Source organism: Methylovulum psychrotolerans, assembly GCF_002209385.1.
GTDB classification, from domain to species: Bacteria; Pseudomonadota; Gammaproteobacteria; order Methylococcales; family Methylomonadaceae; genus Methylovulum; species Methylovulum psychrotolerans.
This window is the reverse complement of sequence record NZ_CP022129.1, coordinates 3,776,757-3,795,113: the sequence shown is the minus strand read 5'-3', so window position 1 is coordinate 3,795,113 and position 18,357 is coordinate 3,776,757. Positions and strand designations below refer to the sequence as shown.

Genomic DNA, 18,357 nt, shown 5'->3' with positions numbered 1-18,357 from the left:
CTTATCAAAAATCGTAACGGGTGCCAGATGGCACGGAAGGGACGCCCAATGAGGTTTTTTCCAAAATGCGTTTCAAAGCACGCAAAATTGGGCGGTCAAGCGACTCTTCACGGGTAATCTCCCCTCGGCCTTCGCGGCGGAGCATTTGGTTGATTTGCGCATCAAAACGCTCCGCAAGCTCTTGGTCACGCCCCCCGCGTTCCTCATCGGACTGGGTCTGACGGGCCGTTGCGATACGGCTTTCCATTTCTTCCTTTAATTTTTCGTGCATTTCCGCCAAATGATATAAAACACTCGACAAATTATTGCCCAACGGCACAGACTCACCTCTGCCATCGGTGTAAACAAATGCCCCGTTTTCTTTCCTGAATTCAATGGCACGAACTGACAACCCTTGAGCCAGCATGGTCAGTGACCAGTCAACGCCCAATTCAGAATTGCGCGGATTGAGGTTGGGCAACGGCTTTTCCCAATTGTAATCGGTATGCAAGTTGTAGCTTCTGTGTTCGTCTGCGGCTTGAACCAGATAAGCTTGCTCGATATCGCCCACCACGGCGGAAAAATAATACAACGGGATAGGTAAGGCCACATCATGGACAATGATTGTCCTAGGATCATGCCAAATATCCTTTTTGACTTGTTTGCCGCCTGCCGACAGCACATCTTCCAATTTCTGACAAAACCGGGCACTCGCCGTAGAATCGCCCATATCACCAATAATCAATTGGCGGGTATGGTTAGTGACGACACCATCATCCAGCGCATTGGCTTCGGCACTGTTTACCCGTGCCAAAATACCGGCCAATTGCGCCAAGGCATGGAATTTCTTTTCCCGATAAGCGGCCACTTCCTCAGGGGTGACGCTTTCGCCCGGCCGTTTACGCGCACCCAGCACCAATTCCGCCTCCAGTTCCAATCCACGGGCCAAATCGAGCCCATTGCCGGTTCCATCACCCAAAATTTGCGGTTTCAAACGCCTACACCCCAACTCATATAATGCCTGACGCAGATCCGTAACCAATTGATCCGTGGATTTATCGGTAATACGTCCATCCGCATTTACCGTCGGCTTTAATTCCTTGGCAATGGTTTCCGCCAATGCTTGGCGGTCAAACGTAGAAATATAGCGCCCACCATCAATAAAGAGCGAGCGATACACTTGATCCCAAATGCGTTGGCGCGGCTCATCCAAGGTCTCGAACACTTCGACGCGCAAGGCCAAAGGTGGGGAAATTTCCACTTCCCCACGCCGCAATTTCTCCGCTTCCCGCTCCAATTCCTGCACCAACCCATCCATGCGTGTCGAGAGGCCGGCATATTGGCGGGAACGGCGCAACAGATAATCTTGTAAAGCCCGCAGTTGCCTAAGCCGTATTTGCGCATCGAAAGTTTTGCGCGCCGCCGCCGCGACGGCCCGATAATATTCCTGCGCCTCATCCCTTGCCGCCAAAAAAGCTTCGTCGGCACTGCCAAAACGGCGGGCAACCCAACCGCCTTGGCGTGCCGCATCAGCCAAGGTTTGCGGCAATTCCCTTTCCAAGCGTTCGCGTACCTTGGGGTTGTTAATGTCGCGTTCAAGGGCTTTATCCGCCTGCTGTTTGGCTTCTGAAATCCATCGTTGTTCACACAAATCCAATAAACGGATTGCCAAATACCGCTCGTTTAAAGGATCCAGCTTAAGGCTGCCAATCATTTCACCTTCTTTCGCTTCCGCTTCCAAACTTTGCAGGCCTTCATTGACAATTGTGCTGGCTGCACGGATTTCTTCGCTTAACCTTGCAACCAATTCGATATATTGATTGACCCCTTCACGATGGAAAACAAACGCCCGTTCCTTAATCGCCACTTTGTTCAGCAAGCCAGCCCTAGACTCTTCCAGTTTGCGTTCCACCAACCGTGTAAATGCTTCGTTGCGGATAGGCTGGCCTTGTTCATCCAAACCGGTTTGCTTGCCTTCGTCCACGGTTTCCACCAATTGAAACCAGAATCCTTGGGACAATTCCTGCACCGCATCTTGGCGTGCCAATTCTTGCACCGAAGCAATAAATGATTGGTTAATTGTCCGTTCACGGCCTTCGTCAGCCATGGCCAAGAATTTTGGATTACTGTAACTCACCGCCAACCTAGCTAAGGCACGGGTACGGTCATCATAAGCATCCGTGGGATCGATGCCGAAGGTTATTTGCCTTCTTAAGGCTTGGGCGGCAAAACGCAAGGCGGCGTATTCTAGAAAATCCTCACCCGGCAAAACCATCGCCGCAGCCCCACAGGCACCAAAATTTTTAGTGTAGCCCTGCCCCACGTCACGCAAATCACCCGGAAAACGGGTCAGCTCTTCCAGCTTCTTTTCATAGTTATCCAATTCGCCAGCCAAATTATCAATGAGCGGCGTAAAAATTTGCAGATACGAAGCGTCGGCAATGGTGGCTTCAGAATCAAAAAGACCCAAGTGGGGGGGGCGGTCAAAGATAAAGGCCAAAAAGAAGGGTCGCGTCTTGACCTTCGTAATATCCTGTGTATTGGGATCACGGCAAAACACAAACGGTTCTTCCGTGCGCCCTTCATCCTTAACTTGCTTGTAATCCAGTTTCGTTAAGTGTTCCAGCTCTTTCAGCGCGGCATAAGTATTGGCGTGAATATCAGAGTGCAATTCCGGACCCACTTTTTCCAGCATCACCGTGGACAACAACAGGTTGCCGATCACCCGTGGTTGCCAATTTCTCTCGCGGATGACCGCATCGATCAGATAAGCCACCGACAAAAAGCTGCCAGAACCCGTGCCCCCGGCCAAAGAGCAAAAAATGTAAACATTGTATTTGGGCGGAGAGGACTGGCGCCATGTAACGCCGGGGCGCAGGCTGCTTTCAACCAATTCTTGCAGGCGTTGGCGAATGGCCGGGGAATGGTAGAAAAAACCCAACCGGGATTCAACCCTAATTTGCCCCGCCCCCGGTTTGAAGCCGGGCCTGGGGCGGTAACCCTTATCTAACCACTGCAAAGCCTGCAAATCTTTGGAACGGCGGAAATTTTCAATCACCGTTGCCTTATCAAAAGCAGAGATATTCAGGCGATTGCCGGCCGGGATATTCCGCAGTTTGTGCTGATCCAATTCATTGGTGTCGATTGAAACGAATTGGGTCAGGGGACGTAATTGGCTTTCCCAATTTGCCAAGCGGGCGGAACGCCCGGCAATCCTATCCACCATACGTGAGCCTGCCCCGCCAATACCAATGATAAGGGTGGGGATGATGGTACCTTGGCCGGTTCTATAGTCTTCGCTCATAGTGGATATCCTGATTGGTAATGTTTTTTTGTGTTGTGGAAAGCAGCAAATAATGACTAAAATTTAATCATCCCAAGCCCCGTCCAAATCAATGAGGGTGATTTCTTTCCAAATAGGCAAATCGTTCAGTATGAGGAAAAAATCGCTCGGGCTTTTTAAGGTTTCGTACAGAAAAATATATAATCCTAATTTTTTCCCCTCCTTAACCGTTTCCGCGAACACGTCTTTGATGGCATCATAAGCCAAATTTTTATTGTCCAAATCCTTATGCAACAATTTTTTTAACCGGCCTAAGGCAGGCGCGTCATCAAGGCTTTTGTGATGGTAAACAATCCCCCTAAATAACGCGAGTAGTGCAACATTGTGCCTATTGCCATTTTTTATCGTTTCAGACATCTGGTTTTGTTTGGCATATTTTTTGCTTTTTAACAACAATTCCCAACCTTGTTTGGCGTAATTTTCTGCCTCATCATATTCTTGGCCTATTAACAATAAGTAAATAAACCGCACCCGGTTTTCCAATACGCCGGGTTCCCGCTCAAGTGCTTTAAGGTAAAGCCTTTTGGCTTCAGGTACGTTTTTTCGGACAGTGTGTAGGAAAAAAGCATAATTCCCTTCATTAATTGGATCGGCTGGGTTAAAGTAGATGGCCAATTTATAATAATGTTCCGCATTATCATAATCGGCTCTGTGAACCTTAAGGAAAACCGCATAATTTCCATATAGTTCAGCACTGTATGGGTATTCCTTTAAGGCTGCTTGATAAATGGCATCGCGCAGCGCAATGTTTGGCTCTGCTTGGGCTTTCTTTTCCCAAGGCTCCCAGCCACTATATTGCAAAGCATTTTTCACCGGGGCTTTGCCCGTTTCTTGGTGGCATTCATCTTTACCTTGCACCCTTTCAACCACTTCAGCAAACTCTTTCTTGAGTTCTTCAAAGTTTTGGCTAAAATATTTAACATGTTTTTCATGCAACATATTCTCCCCATGCTTAATGAGTGACTCCGTATCCCAAGAGGGGCCATTGATGCATTTCCAAAGCTGGTACAACACCTCGTCAAAGCCCTTGATTTTAACGAACTTACCTTCCGCCTCCCTTACCAGTTTTTCAATCTCTGCACGTGGCACCACATCTTCTTGGTGCATCCAAAAAATCCCATGTCCCTGCGCTTCTTTGCCATTATGTTTTTTAATATTAGCTGCATTTAATATCTTAAGTAATCCACCATCATTTCCGGCATAACCAATAACGATGATATAGTGGGATTTAAATATTTCCTTTAATGCTGCTTCCCATGATTCACCCAAAGTAGGAGGGTTATTGTGTATCTGCTTGAATAGCCGATCCCCATGAATTTTGGCAATGACGGGGTGTTTAGCGTTGTTATTAACGTGATGGGCTAATGTCTGATCATGAACCTCCATATAATCCCTATCTGACAAAAAAGCATCGACCACCAAATTGTCAAAGTTAGTGGTGACAACCATGTTATGTCTTGTCTTGGTCAGTATGTCGGCCAACAGCAGGTAACCGATGCTTGGTTTCTTCCCTTTGATGATATTCTGTATTTCGATCTGCCCCATACTGGGGTCATCCTTGCCATATATCTCTGCATACACATGGGGATAAAATTCTGCTTTTCTGGAAATGTCGAAACCGTCGATATCAAGCTCGACAGCGGCCTCTGCCGCGACCCATTGGTCGAAATTAGACTCTTTATGCTTACCATGCCGTGTGTGCAAACAGCGTAACCATTTGTCCACTAATTCATCTGCCAATGGGATTCCAGATGTCTTCGAAGCCCCCGCGCCTAAAAGAAAACAAAATTTCCTGTCATTACATTTATTCGTTTCCTTGAATTTTTCAAGAAAATAATCTATATCTATGGTTAAGTTTTTATCTGGCGGCATTATTCATCTCCAATATTCTTATTCTTATTTTTACATCTATTACGCGATGTTCGACTTTTTAGATTTGTACCAACCCCTCAAATTGGAGGGGTTGGTGGCGGCCCAGGCAACAATTCAGAAACACCCCCACGGTATGGGCGAGCAGCTTGCGGATGACACGGTTTGCCAAGTGCCAAAGGTTACGCGCCCTGATCCGTTCGATGTGGAACCTTTCGGTCAGTTGCCCGATAACGGCTTCGGGTGGCCGTCAGTTGCCTGACGAAGGCCTTCGGGCGCGGGTCGTCCCTATTTTTCCGTAAGGGTGTCTGCAAGCTGATGCCCCGTTTTGCCAATTCTGAGCTGAGCCAAGGCCTGATATAGCCTTTGTCGCCAATCAGCCACCCGCCAAGCCCTTCGGCAAGTTCTGGGACGACATCGCGTTCGTCAATGGAGGCGTTGGCGAAGGCAAAACCGCAGATGATGCCGTTGCTGTCGGTCAAAAGGTGGCCTTGAAAACCGTAATACTTTTCATCCTTGGCGGCGCAGTAACCGTAACCCGCCTCCGTGCGGAAACAGCGGCTCCGGGCGGCGCGGGTTATCTTGCAAACTGGCATCGGGAAACCGTCAACCAAATGGACGGTGTTCGTGTCCGCCCCAAGTTGTCTGGCCAGTTGACCAAGGATACGCCCCTTCACCACCCAAAGGTTCGCGGCTTGCTTGACAAAACTGCTGCGTGACCCTAAGTTAGGAAACAGGCCATGCCAATGGTTGCGGAAGTATTCCCAAATCCCTTTGTCTTGGTCTTGGTCTTTGCCCATAAATTCGCCGACAATCTCCATCGTAATGGCTTCGCAATCACTCAGTTTGGTCGGGAAGCCCCGCTTCCTCAGCGGGTTGGGGGTCACTTTTTCATAGCAATCGCATACGCAACAATACACATAAATGATGAAATCTTCGACGGGCATGACGGCTTCTCCGGTAAGGTGGTTTGTTGACCTGAACCTAAGACCAGAATGGCCCCCTTAAAATTCTCCTAAAAAGTCGAACATCGCGTATCTATTACAAAATAAGCCCATTCAGGTAATTTACAGGTTCAAGGCCTGAACACTCACCCATTCCTCAACTGAAAAAACAAAGCCCCCAAAGAATCTTTGTAAATCACCCCAAAATTAACTGCTGTTTCATTGGCGGGCATGACCTCCCATTCCCCATCGAAATTCTGGCGGTAAACCACGGCACCTGGCGCAGGCCGGATAAAAACCTGCTTGCCATCGGCACGCAAACGCGCCAGTTCACCTTTAGCGTTACCTGATAAGCGGAAATCTTGGCGGATATAAACCCTTGCATCGCGATAAAAACCGTTGCCGGTGCCGCGTTGGGCGTAGATGGGATGAAAAAAACCTTCATTGATATCTTCTTCCGGTGACAAGAACACACCCAGTTTGGGTGAAAACCGTGATGGCGACCAAAAACCGTAAATGACAATCGCCCCCAGCAAACCGGCAACAGCAGTGGCCAACACAGGCCACCAACAATGCAGCCACCAATCGGCGGCGATTTCCAAACGCAAAGGGACACTATGGCGCACGGGTTGACCATTGGCATCGGTGCCGCTAAACTCAATGCTAAAGTGATCATTTGCGGTTACGCTGGCCGGGCAATCACCGACGCGCAGGCGTAACGGCCAAGAATGCAATGCACCGGAACCTAACACGAACGGTTGGGGACGGGCATCCAACGGCACCCAGCCTTGCCCCAGATCAATCTCGACCACACTGCCGGAAGCGGAATAGTTGCTGCTTAAGGTCAACGGATACTCGCCTTTGACAAGGGTATCGTTACCCAAATCCAAATGGTTTTGCACTTGGCTGTTACTAGACCTGCGGCCAAAGTTTACCGGAATGGCTAGGCCAAAGCGGATACTGCCTATGACTTTAATCGATGCCTTAGTTGGGAGGGCGTTGCCGCCAGCCACCGCCTTGAAGTCCAACGAATAATCCGCAATTGTGTGGGGTGTCCACGTCCCGGCATAAAGGCTGTCACCCGCTTGCGTGTCACCGTTTTTGCCGTCATCATACAGGCTGGTTTCGGCTTTGCCGTCAATATAAACGTCTATGGCTTGCGGGGGCATGGGGGAATGGCTGGAAACGCCGGGTTGGATTTTAACCGTCAAATTGACGGGGTTATCCACTTCGACATGTTCGGGAACCGAAGCCTGCAACCCCCAATCAACGGCTTCGACTTGGACAGTGGCCTCACTGTGGCGATCCAGCAAACTGCTTTGCAAATTCAAACGGATTTGTTGCGTACCCACTTGACTGAAGCGTGTTGAAGCCGTGAACACCCCATCGCCCGCTTTCCGGTCGCCGTCTTGGCCATCATCATGGAGCATGACAGTGCGGCCTTCAATTTCAACCGATGCTTGAAAACCGGCAGGGGGGCGGGGGCTGTACACGCCTTTTCCCGTCTCTTGGTCGTAAAGTTCAGCTTCCAAGGGTGTGGTTATGTCTTGGGCCGCATTAGCAGCAGATGTCAAGCGTAGTGCCAAGGCAGAATCTTGCAGCAACATCCAGCCCGCTGTTTTCTTAAGATCAGGCACTTGAAAACGCCAATGCCCAGATTGCGGCCTGTGCATACGGACAATGCGGTAATCGCGTTGCAACCCATCCAAACCGATGGCATGACCGCCACCTTTATAATTCAGATCAACTTGCCCGGCCTGTGGATTGCCGTCCAAGGCAGTTAATGCATTGAGCCGCCCATCGGCAACGATCACCAGATAAGCATTTTTTACTTGCGATTCAAGTTCAAATTCAATGGCATTGTTTGTACTGCCCGTTTGCACGTGTTTCGCGCCAATAAATTTTTGGTAAACTTCGGCAACAGACTTAACCAAGTCATTGGAATCACGCGCCCCGGTCGTGAAGGTAAAAGCCGGATTGGCATCAAATGCACCCAAGCCACCGATGTTGACTGCGGCAATTGTTACTCCCTGATTGCGCAATGCCTGCAAATCTTGTGTCAATTTGGCATCACAATTTTTACCCAAGCCCCCGGAATCAGCGACAAACAGCAACAACCGGGCTTTGGTTTTGTGCTGTTCCAAATCCGCTTGGGCGGTGTGGACGGGTGCGGCAAAATTGTTGTCCGTACTGTAATACAAGGCTTTGTCGAGTTTGGCTTGGAAACTGCTGCGATAAGCGGAGTTAAACTGCATCGCAAGCGAGGGATTGGCCCTATCATTACAATCGTTCTGACCCGGCGGAAGATGGATCACTGTGAGGCTATCGTCCGTATCCAGCAAGTCGGCGAGGATTTGCGACAACTGCAAGGTGTAGCGGGATTTGTCGCTATCCCTCATGGAACCTGATGTGTCAACAATGATACTCACATGCCGCCCTTGGGCGGACGCAACCGCCGGGCAGATAAATGACATGCCCACAAACAAAACCATCCAACCGCATCGATAACCCTTCATTAATGACGATACTCCAGCCGCACCCGATACGTTCTGTTTTGGCGGGTAAGGCCGTAAATGCGGTGCACCGAAACGGAGACGGCATTGCCTTGTGATATCGGCAGGAAACCGCCGCCCTCTGGGTTTGTGAGCGTGACACCTTTGCCCAAACGCAATTTAAACAGCTCATCATTGACTGGACACACCCAAGCCAAAGGCAGATCACCATTTTCGGCAATGATGGGCTTGTCAACGGGCAGGCCTAATGCCCGTTGCAGCAACGATCCTTCGCCTAAGGTTTTAGGCTGCAAATTTCCGCCGCCTTCCGTGGCCAAAGCAAAGGCCAAATCCGGCGGAAGCTTCGGAATCCCCCGCAAAAGCCATAACAAAGACAACAAGACCAAACCTAACGCGGCTAATGACGCTCCGCTGGGCGGTATGGGGGGGATGACTTCCGCCAAGGTCAATTTTAATTCATAGCGTTTAATCACATCAACGTCTTGATAAGGGCTATGTTTCAAGACGAAATGTAAAGGCAAGGTCAAAGTCTTTGACGGATCGCCGTACTTTGGCTGGCCGATAACGACACATAGCGTATGGTTACCGGTCAGTTCCGCTTCGGTCAATGCCCTCCCCTTAAACCATTCCCCGGCTGCCGCGTGGTTTGTGGGATAAGCCGGGCTGGCTGGGCTTTTGGGGTTGTTAAATTGCAAGGGCAGGCCATCCAAAGAAAACTCGGCATGAAAAAATTCCTGCTCAATCACAGTGGCATCCGGGAAATCCAAATTGGCCGTAACTGTATATTTTTTTGCCCCGTTTAATTTTGGCAAATGGCCTTGCACCTCTAAGTTAAAGGGTTCTGTACAGTAGTGATCCCCACGGCTTAATGCCGTACCCGCATCGCCGCTACTGGGATTTGGCGTAATCGACAAGTGAGGATGGACGGTAACCTTATAAGGGGGGGTTAAACTGGCCAAGGCATTTTCAAAATTACTGTTTTTATGGTATGCCCATGCCTCAATTTGTCCGACATAACTATCAGCCGGATTTTTGGGGTTTTCAGCAAATATTTCAGGGAAGGTGTAAACCTTGCTTCCTAGCATTAATGAAGGGGCTTGTTTAAGTTCAGGGTTAAGGCCAATACTGGTTGCACTTAACCGGTATTGGACAACAATGTCTTTACTGAGCACCCCCTCAACACTATTCCCAATAGCCAACCCCAATGGCAACGGGCTGTTTGCCATCACATCAGTGGCCTTGATAGCCGGATCGGGGATGCCGACAATGCCAAATTTGGCTGACACGGGGCGCAATACCGCAACCTGTCCTTCTTTAGGATCGGTGTCGAGATTGTAAATGCCAGGGCCTGGATTCAAAATCCAATCAATATGGTAAGCAGCCCCAGGGACCCCATTCCTGCTATTGGCGACCTGTTTAATACTTGGCGCACTATCGCTACGTTGATAACCATAATTAATCGGTGAAAAGTTTGCCGGGGAATTGGGGGGCGGATCAAGGGTGACATTGGGTTCCTTAGCCGGAACCGAACCTTTGCTATGACTAAATACAACCACGGCAGTGTTGTCTGCCCGTCCCGAACTTTGGGTCAGTTCCAGACCACTTTTAGGCAAATCATCCGGGCCAATGACTTCATAATCCAAGCTTTCGGCAAAAACCTCCAGCATCTTCCCTAACAGCGTTTCGCCTGAACCGAGCGCAAAGACACGCCCGCCGGTAGCTCCGGTCATTGGGGCAAAAAAATCTTCCCTTACGCTTTGGCCAAATGCGATGACATATAATCTGATTTTCTTTCCGGCCATTAAGGGCACAATGTCCTGCAAAATGCGCCTTTTCTCTTCATCCTGCGTTGGTAGGTTGCCTTTGCAAGGATTGTCAGGCAATCCATCCGTGATGAGGACAATCGTGCGGGTGTCTCCGGTTTTTCCGGTTTTGCTGAGGTCATGGCTGGCTTCATAAAGCCCCGGATAAAAATGCGTACACTCGGCATCATAAGGAAGGGATTTGATTGCATCTACAAACGCCTGCGCACCGCCAAGCTTGGCCTCAATAATCGGCCCGTTGTTGGTTGGCGGGGATTGCGCCGGATCTTGCCAAGCCCACTTATTGTAAAAGGGAATCACTTTAAAACTATCATGCAGGCCAATATCGGGGCGGGTGAGATCGTATAGCAACAGTGTGGATAAAATGGCCATCCCGCCCGGATCATTGCCTTGGCCGTAAGGCGGGCCAAGCCGCATCGACTTGGACAAATCCAAAACCACCCTGATATGCTTGCGGGGGGAGTCCGCCGCTTGCGCCACGCCTAAAAAAACATAAAGACCCAACATCACCCCGCCTAGCCATTTCATCGCGCATTCCCCTTTCATGGTAATCTCCCCCAATTGCGCCAATGCGGATGCGTTGACCAGCCCGTCTTTCATCGTAACCCCTATTTTCATAAGGCTAGCCTTTCACCGCAATCCGAAAATACGGCCCGTGGCTTCCCACCCGGTAAATGTCACCAGGGCGGCCACGGCAACCTACCGTAAGCACCGGCTCCCAGTCACCGTCCAGCGTTTCGCGGAACAGGCTAACGCCCGAACCCGGAGCGACACGGCAACCACTGCGTTCGGCAAACAACCCGGCCAAAGCCCCATTGGCTTTGCCGGACAAACGGTAATCAGGCTGCAAGAAAGCCCGTGCATTGCGGTAAAAGCCGATGCTTACACCCCGCCACTGTTTGACGGGTTGGGGCAATTGCTCGTCCAACTCATCACGTTCAGGCACAAAGACCAGTGCGAGGGAACCCCGAAAACGGTGCGGCAAAACAAAACCCAGAATGATGGACAGCACCACCAGTGCCGCCAAAATAGACCACACCAACCATCCCCAGCGTTCCCAAAAGGACAATCCCTGAACCTGCCAGCGCAAGTTAAGGACAAGCTGTTGTTCCGGTTTTTGGCTGCCGGCAACCTGCAATGCCAACCAAGGCTCACCTTCGGCCTGTGATGAAGCGGCCATAACGGAGGTTTTTAGGCAAACCTCTATAAGCTCATTCGGTTTAATTGGCGCGGTGCCAGCGTCGGCGGTTAAAACCCCTGTCGGCAGGTGTATGGCCAAGGTATGGCCAGACGGTAAGGACTGTAAGGTTTTCAGTTCAAAAATGACACGCCCCTGATGATTGGCTTGATAAATTAGCGGGCGGCAAGCTTCGCTATCCACACCCAAATGCCCCAAGTCAATTCCAATAGGCTCACCCGTATAGTCAAATTGGCCGACAACACTGATGGTCGCCTCATTGCCTCTGTCTGCTATTTCATTTTTCAGATGCAAATGGACAGGGATTTCACCCGCCGTGGGGAAATTGGCCATGCCCGTGAAACGGCCATCATTGGCGGACGCATCCCCCGATGAGCCATTATCCAGTAACTCAATTTCATGGTCATCCACGGTTGCGGTAAGGACGGCGCCTTTCAACAACTCAGGATCGGTGACCCATTCGCCGTTGGCACCCGCATGTATCTCCACCACCAACGGCACATCCATGCCGGCAAAAGCTTGGGTGGGCGACACCAAAACGGGTTCCAAATCAGAACGTTGGATGACCGCATAAGCCACGCCTGCGCCGCCGCCTTTTGCCTTGACCGTCCATGCCCCGGCTTTGGGCTGTTGCAAATAGGCGACTTTATAAGCACCCGCCGTGGGCCAGACATCAGCGGCATAATCGGCGCGCACCTCACCATCAGGTCCCGCCAAGGTCACCGCGCCCAGGCTCCGGTCGCCATAAACAACTATCCAAGCCTCTTGCACATTATGTTTCATTTCAAACCGGGGTTCTGCGGTCACCGTGTTGTCAATCCGATAGGGGGCTTGGACAATGCGCCGAAACGCATTGGCAAACGCTTTCATGATCTCAGCGGGATTGCTCACTTTTAACGTGTCAACCCCCATTTTTTGCGGCAAAGCCACATCCCCCGCCCCAAAGACAATCGCCTCAACCGTAGCCCCTAAGCTTTGGACTTGGGAAACCGCCTGTTGCAAGGAACTTATGCTGTCGCTACGCCCGTCCGATAACCAAATAACGGTGCGGGGCACCGCTTCTGGGTGTTGCCCAAAAAAACCCGCCGCCGCTTGGAAAGCCAAATTAAACATACTGTTATTCTGGGACTGCACCAAATGCCGCTCCAGCTTTTGCTTGTAATCCGCATCGCCCCGGCTTGGGCGGACTAAAGCCCCGAACTGACGGCTACGGGCATCCGCCTCCCAATTCGAGTCCTGTTCAACCATACTACAGGATTTTCTAGGGTCTTCTGAGCAAGGCATAAATTTGCCGCTTGGATGGCTGGGCAGCCATGCCTTGTCATACTCAAGATCCAATAAACGGATCACCGCCAAATCCCCGGGCACAATATCAGCCAATAATTTAGTGACCAACAATGAGGCGCGCTCAGGATCCATGCCGGGTTCTTCCATACTTGTGGAGGTGTCGACAATAACGGCCACATCGGCACGGGCCATGGCCGCCGCCTGCACCGGCCCCATTGCAGTGCTTGCCGACACCAACAAGGCCCAAAAAAAGGAGTTCAGGACTGTTGGCCGATTGCTTGGGCGGACTAATTTATCCATTTAAGCCACCCATTCGCCACAGCAACCGCCATAACCCAGCAAGCCGGTAAAGCCCAGCACGGTTTCCGCTTCTTCCGCACCGTCAAATTGGCTGTCAGCAAAAGCAAAGCTTGGCACGGTCGCCAACCTTAAATATTGGCTGCGTGCCGCCTCCTGTAACTCTTTAGCATCCTTCAAAATTAGGCTTTCTAAATAGTCGGCGGGTTGCTGATAATAAAGGCTGAGCAAAGTCACGCGTTTTTGCCGAAACAAACGTAAGGCTTCGGTGTCCACATCATGTTCGCGGACACACGCATCACCTTTGGGCAATTGATGTGTAATGGAAAAACCCGGTGATTCGCCGCAGATGAGCACCAGCTTACGGGTGCCGGGATTGGCACTCCAATGCAAGCCATTGTTGCAAACCGCCAAGGCATCCGCCAAGGCATCGACAAAATCCCCGCCCGAACTGTGCGGAATGGCCAGCAAGCGTCCTTTAAGGGCATCGGCCTCCACGGCTTGCAACAGACGCTGTTCGGGTTTGAAGGGATACAGTTTAAAAGCCGGGCGCAAATCATCGGCGGTGACATTGTCCGGCATGGCCTGATCCCCAAACGCCAGCACCGTAACACGGAGATTAGCACAGCCCGCGCGTAAGGTTTCGGTAAACTTGCACAACTTGTCCACATATGCCGACCAGTGTTCCCGATTCATTTTGGCCAGAAGTAAAGACGGCACCAATTTATGGGGCGGTTCTTCTTGAGGTAAAAACAGCCGGGTTGTGGCATCAACCACTATCGCCAAATCAATGTCTTGTGCCGGCTCTAGCCATTCAATCGGCTGTTCGTATTGGGCATGGGCTGGGTTGGTTTGCAGATACCGGACAGATGCCCCCTCGCGGCATTCCAGTTCAAAATGGCCTTCCTCACCGTGCCGGATATCAAGGGTTATCTGCGGCGTTCCGTCAGGGGTCAGCACCTCGGCACGAAACAACGTGACATCCCCCGCACACAACACCACCCTCACCTGCCGGGCACCGGGCAGTTTGCGTAAGGTCACAGTGCAGCCGGACCCCGGCTCATCCAATGGCAATGGCCGGGGGATAAGTTGCTGGTCTTGATAGGTTAGCAGGTGGATGGGGTTGGGTGGCATAAGGCTATTGAAGTTCTTTGAGGGTTAATTATTCAATTAAGATTCTTAATTAAAGTATCGAAATAGCTCGACACGCTACTATTTCCATTTTCCTGTTCTTGATTACAGGCCATTATTCCTTTTATAGATGGCTCGTCCGTGAACTTTGTTTTTATAGCTTTATTTGGTAATTGATCAAGCCAATACGATAAATAGCATCCCAAGCCTTCTGTAAATTCACTTGTAGCATTATTTGTTGGAGAAATAAGAGCTTTATAGGCCGAGATTGTGTTTGTCGGATCACTATTATTCATACGAATAAATTGAGTTTGGTTGATAGCACGTGTTGCGCTTTCATTAAGTTTTTTCATGGCAACCACTAAAGGCAGTTTAATAAGCCCCCAGCAAACATTCTCTTGGTTGTCACAGTTATTAGTAAACATTAAGTCAATTTCATTTGGTGATGATTTAAAATATGTTTCTTGCAATTCTGTGAGTTTTGGCCTGTTTCTAACTGTTTTAGTTATTTTTTTAAGTGATATTTTATTTGTAAGCTGTCCGCATCGATCAGATCCCGGCTCCGCTCAACTGCCCGCTTTTTTTAACCATGTTAATAATCTAAAAAATTCGTTTATTATCGTCCATATAGCCACAAAAACCCTTAACTTAATGGCAGTGACCCCAGCCCTCCCCTTGGCAGGGGAGGGAGCTTATGCCTTCCCCGTCGTACAGGCGAAAATCAGGGGAAAAATGCCCCTCCCCCTGCCAAGGGGGAGGCTGGGAGGGGGTTGCCGTACTTTCGCCTGTTCAACAGATTTTATTTCATGCACATTCCTAACTGCATGATGTCCAAACTATTTGCTACCGCTACGCCATTTCATCCCCCATTGATAATGCTTATCCAGCTTCTCGTGGCCGCCAAAATATTCGTTCAGCTTCGTCAGCTTTAACGCGCCATGGCTATTTTCTAACATCGCTATGGCACACATATTCGAGTCCTTGCCTTGGGAATCCAAACGCACTTCAATGACCGGATGGTCGGGGACGGTCAGGGTAACAACGGCATCAGCCTGTGTCCAACTCACCGCGCCTTCGTAGATAAAGGCAAAAATGCAAATGCGCCGGATACGGTCAAAATACTTGCCGTTAATGTACAGAAACTCGCCCTCGGCAACTGCGCCGGAACGGTCGTCACCCGCGAGGTGGATATAAGGCACATCTTCGTAAGACCCAAAACAATTGCCTAACGCTTGCACCACATGCTTAGTGCCATCACTGAGTTCGTATAAACACCCCAGATCAAGGTCAACCGCCTTATCGGCACTCTTGCCGCCAAAAAAACCTTTTTTCTGGGTTTGCTGCGCCGACCAATTCAAATTGCAGACAATGCGTCCGTAACCACTGGCCGTTTTAGGTTTATCCAAAGAAATTTTGTCGCCACGTTTTTCTAAGGTGATTTTTGACAGGGATACTTTAGGCTCTACTGGCTTTGGCGGCTGGACTTCCTCTGCCACTTCCGCGCCAAAATGCTTGACCAACGCCGCCAAACCGCCGTTAAAGCCTTGGCCTATCGCATTGAAACGCCAGGTGCCGTCTTTGCGGTACAACTCGCCGACCATCAGGGCTTTTTCATCGGCGAAATCGTTGCCGTTAAAAGCAAACCGCGCCACTTCTTGCCCTAATCCGGTCAACAGGCGCAAATACCCTGCTTGCATCTGGCGCATCGTGCCGTTGCCATCCACTGCCGCCGTAAACACCAAGCGGTCAACCGTGGCAGGCAAGAGCGCCAATTGGCAAGTAAATCCTGCCATATCGCCTGCCGGTGCCGCTAAAGCGACAGCCCCGCACGGTGTTTGGGGCTGGTTGAAAAAGGTCATATAGCGGTCATCAGAGAGCTTCTGTTGGGCATCCAGGCCAAAACAAGCAAAATCTACCGCTACCGACAGACCTGCTATAGACACGCCTATCTGGAAGCGCTCTGCTGGCGCATAGTTAGCGAACAGTTGCTCTAGGGCGACCCGCCGCCCTTTTGCCAGTACCTGAGAGTCGGCATTTAGGGCGGACATATCGTCACGTTCCTCGTCGTTTAAACATTAACGCCAAAGGAAGTGGCCAATGGCCCTAAACCGCCCGCAAAGCCTTGGCCGACCGCCTTAAATTTCCAATCGCCACCATTGCGGTAAATTTCGCCAAAAATCATTGCGGTTTCGACAGAAGCGTCTTCACTTAAATCGTAACGGGCAATTTCTTGGCTGTTTTCTTCGTTGACGATACGGATATAAGCGCGGCTGACTTGGCCGAAATTTTGTTTACGGGTTTCGGCATCGTAAATCGTAACCGTGAACACCACTTTGTCCAAATCGGCGGGAACGGCGGACAATTGGACTTTGACCACTTCATCGTCGCCGTCGCCTACGCCTGTGGTGTTGTCGCCCATGTGTTCGACCGCACCGTCGGCAACGACCTTATTGTTAAAAAAGCAGAAATCGCTGTCAGAACGGACTTTACCGTCCGCTTTCACCAAAAAGGCGCTCGCATCCAGATCGAATGCCGCCCCATCGGTAGCGCGTGCGTCCCAGCCTAAGCCGACGATGATTTTATTCAAGCCTGGCGCTTCTTTGCTTAAGTTTACGTTGCCGCCTTTTGTCAGTGATATTGCCATGATGCCATGTCCTCTTTAGTTGTTTTTAGACTATTAAAATTATAACTTTATACTAAAATTGTTAAAACTATACATTAATGCCATATTGGCGAGCCAAAGCCGCCAAGCCGCCCGCGTAACCTTGGCCGACCGCACGGAATTTCCACTCGTTAGTGTGGCGGTAAATTTCGCCGAAAATCATCGCGGTTTCGATAGAGGCATCTTCGCTCAAATCAAACCGGGTGACTTCCACGCCCGAATCTTTATTGACGATACGGACAAAGGCTTGGCTAACCTGACCAAAATTTTGCTTGCGGGGTTCCGCGTCGTGGATGGTCACGGTAAAAATAACCCGTTGGATGTCGGCGGGAATTTTATCGAGCAAGACGATAATGGATTCGTCATCACCGTCGCCTGCACCCGTGCGGTTATCGCCAGTATGCTCGACCGAACCGCAAGCGGATTTGGGCTGGTTATAAAAAATAAAATCGGCATCCGAGCGGACTTTACCGTCGCTGTTGACCATAAAGGCACTGGCATCCAAATCAAAATCCGCACCGTCCGTAGGCCGGGCATCCCAGCCTAAACCGACGATAACATTTTTTAGGCTCGGGTCGGTTTTGGACAAACTGATGTTGCCGCCTTTACTTAAGGAAATACTCATAAAAATCAATCTCCGTTCATTTTAGTGATGGTCAGGTTCATCTATAGATGGGGATGCAATGATCCAAAAACAAGAAGGGGACAGTTTTTCGGCACACAGCCGCCGCCCTGCCGCTAGCTTAGCATCTAGGCTTATGATAACCCTTAATAGACACTTTTCCTAGCTAAGCACAGATGCAGCCATTACGCCTGACCGAAAGCTTTTTCGGCAAAAAATAAGTTACCTTTACAGCACAGATTTTCTTTTTAAATTATTTCTTATTTATATTCAATTTGTTGCAAAATACACGCATATCGCATACCGATTCCGCTATTATTTTTTTAATTTATAGTTTTGACACAACACGGTTATCGTGATAAAAATTGCACCGTTGTTTAAGAAAACTTTCGACAACCGACTCATACAAGCTGAGTTGCTCCCTTGTAGGAAAGGGAAATAACAAAAATATTAATAACTATAGATGAGGATTTAAAAATGGCTGAAGTACAAGAAGACAATTCACTGTGGTTCATCGTTGGTGGCTGTATCGCTGCAATCGTTCTGTTGGTCGTTTTATTGAAAAAAGACGAAACCAAACATTTGCAAAGCGGCGCTGTTGCGGCACTTCAAACTGAAACCTTTTCTAAAATAGAAAAAAGACACACCAGCAACAACTCTACAGCTGCTCAAATAGCTGGCAAATAAAA

At 49.9% G+C, this 18,357-nt stretch carries 12 protein-coding genes and 1 pseudogene; 2 read left to right on the top strand and 11 right to left on the bottom strand.

All coding sequences use genetic code 11. The features are described 5' to 3' along the window. Positions 1-4 precede the first annotated feature (4 nt). The 8 genes and pseudogenes from CEK71_RS17090 to CEK71_RS17055 form a co-directional block, all read right to left on the bottom strand. Positions 5-3,283 (bottom strand): tubulin-like doman-containing protein, encoded by a 3,279-nt coding sequence (locus CEK71_RS17090; RefSeq protein ID WP_088620511.1) that lies wholly within the window; start codon positions 3,281-3,283, stop codon positions 5-7. A 63-nt stretch (positions 3,284-3,346) separates the two neighbouring features. After that, a complete protein-coding gene (locus tag CEK71_RS17085) occupies positions 3,347-5,194 on the bottom strand; it encodes an SIR2 family protein (RefSeq protein WP_088620510.1) in 1,848 nt (615 codons plus the stop codon). Between the two features lie 58 nt (positions 5,195-5,252). Continuing rightward, positions 5,253-6,138: pseudogene (locus CEK71_RS17080) on the bottom strand (IS982 family transposase). A 143-nt stretch (positions 6,139-6,281) separates the two neighbouring features. After that, positions 6,282-8,564: a VWA domain-containing protein gene (locus CEK71_RS17075; protein ID WP_198328280.1), complete on the bottom strand. Its 2,283-nt coding sequence runs from the start codon at positions 8,562-8,564 to the stop codon at positions 6,282-6,284. A gap of 86 nt (positions 8,565-8,650) precedes the next feature. After that, positions 8,651-11,089, bottom strand: coding sequence for a vWA domain-containing protein (locus CEK71_RS17070; protein WP_088620508.1), 2,439 nt, complete (start codon positions 11,087-11,089; stop codon positions 8,651-8,653). A 4-nt stretch (positions 11,090-11,093) separates the two neighbouring features. After that, positions 11,094-13,256, bottom strand: a complete 2,163-nt coding sequence (locus CEK71_RS17065) for a choice-of-anchor X domain-containing protein (protein WP_088620507.1) — start codon at positions 13,254-13,256, stop codon at positions 11,094-11,096. Further along, complete coding sequence (locus CEK71_RS17060; RefSeq protein WP_088620506.1) at positions 13,257-14,387, bottom strand: hypothetical protein; 1,131 nt, start codon at positions 14,385-14,387, stop codon at positions 13,257-13,259. A 32-nt stretch (positions 14,388-14,419) separates the two neighbouring features. Continuing rightward, a complete protein-coding gene (locus CEK71_RS17055; protein WP_157679362.1) occupies positions 14,420-14,737 on the bottom strand; it encodes a hypothetical protein in 318 nt (105 codons plus the stop codon). On the opposite strand from CEK71_RS17055, the gene CEK71_RS22755 reads away from it, so the two are divergent. Then, positions 14,736-15,212 (top strand): hypothetical protein, encoded by a 477-nt coding sequence (locus tag CEK71_RS22755; protein ID WP_157679360.1) that lies wholly within the window; start codon positions 14,736-14,738, stop codon positions 15,210-15,212. The two genes, CEK71_RS17055 and CEK71_RS22755, sit on opposite strands and share 2 nt — an antisense overlap. A gap of 8 nt (positions 15,213-15,220) precedes the next feature. Here the strand turns inward: CEK71_RS22755 and CEK71_RS17050 are convergent, their stop codons facing one another. The 3 genes from CEK71_RS17050 to CEK71_RS17040 all read right to left on the bottom strand — a co-directional run bounded on the left by CEK71_RS17050 (position 15,221) and on the right by CEK71_RS17040 (position 17,671). Continuing rightward, a complete protein-coding gene (locus CEK71_RS17050; RefSeq protein ID WP_088620504.1) occupies positions 15,221-16,432 on the bottom strand; it encodes a TerD family protein in 1,212 nt (403 codons plus the stop codon). A gap of 20 nt (positions 16,433-16,452) precedes the next feature. After that, complete coding sequence (locus CEK71_RS17045) at positions 16,453-17,028, bottom strand: TerD family protein (RefSeq protein WP_088620503.1); 576 nt, start codon at positions 17,026-17,028, stop codon at positions 16,453-16,455. 67 nt (positions 17,029-17,095) lie between these two features. After that, positions 17,096-17,671, bottom strand: coding sequence for a TerD family protein (locus tag CEK71_RS17040; RefSeq protein WP_088620502.1), 576 nt, complete (start codon positions 17,669-17,671; stop codon positions 17,096-17,098). Positions 17,672-18,145: 474 nt separating this feature from the next. On the opposite strand from CEK71_RS17040, the gene CEK71_RS17035 reads away from it, so the two are divergent. After that, entirely contained in the window at positions 18,146-18,355 is a 210-nt protein-coding gene (locus tag CEK71_RS17035) for a hypothetical protein (RefSeq protein ID WP_019864563.1), read from the top strand. Positions 18,356-18,357 lie beyond the last annotated feature (2 nt).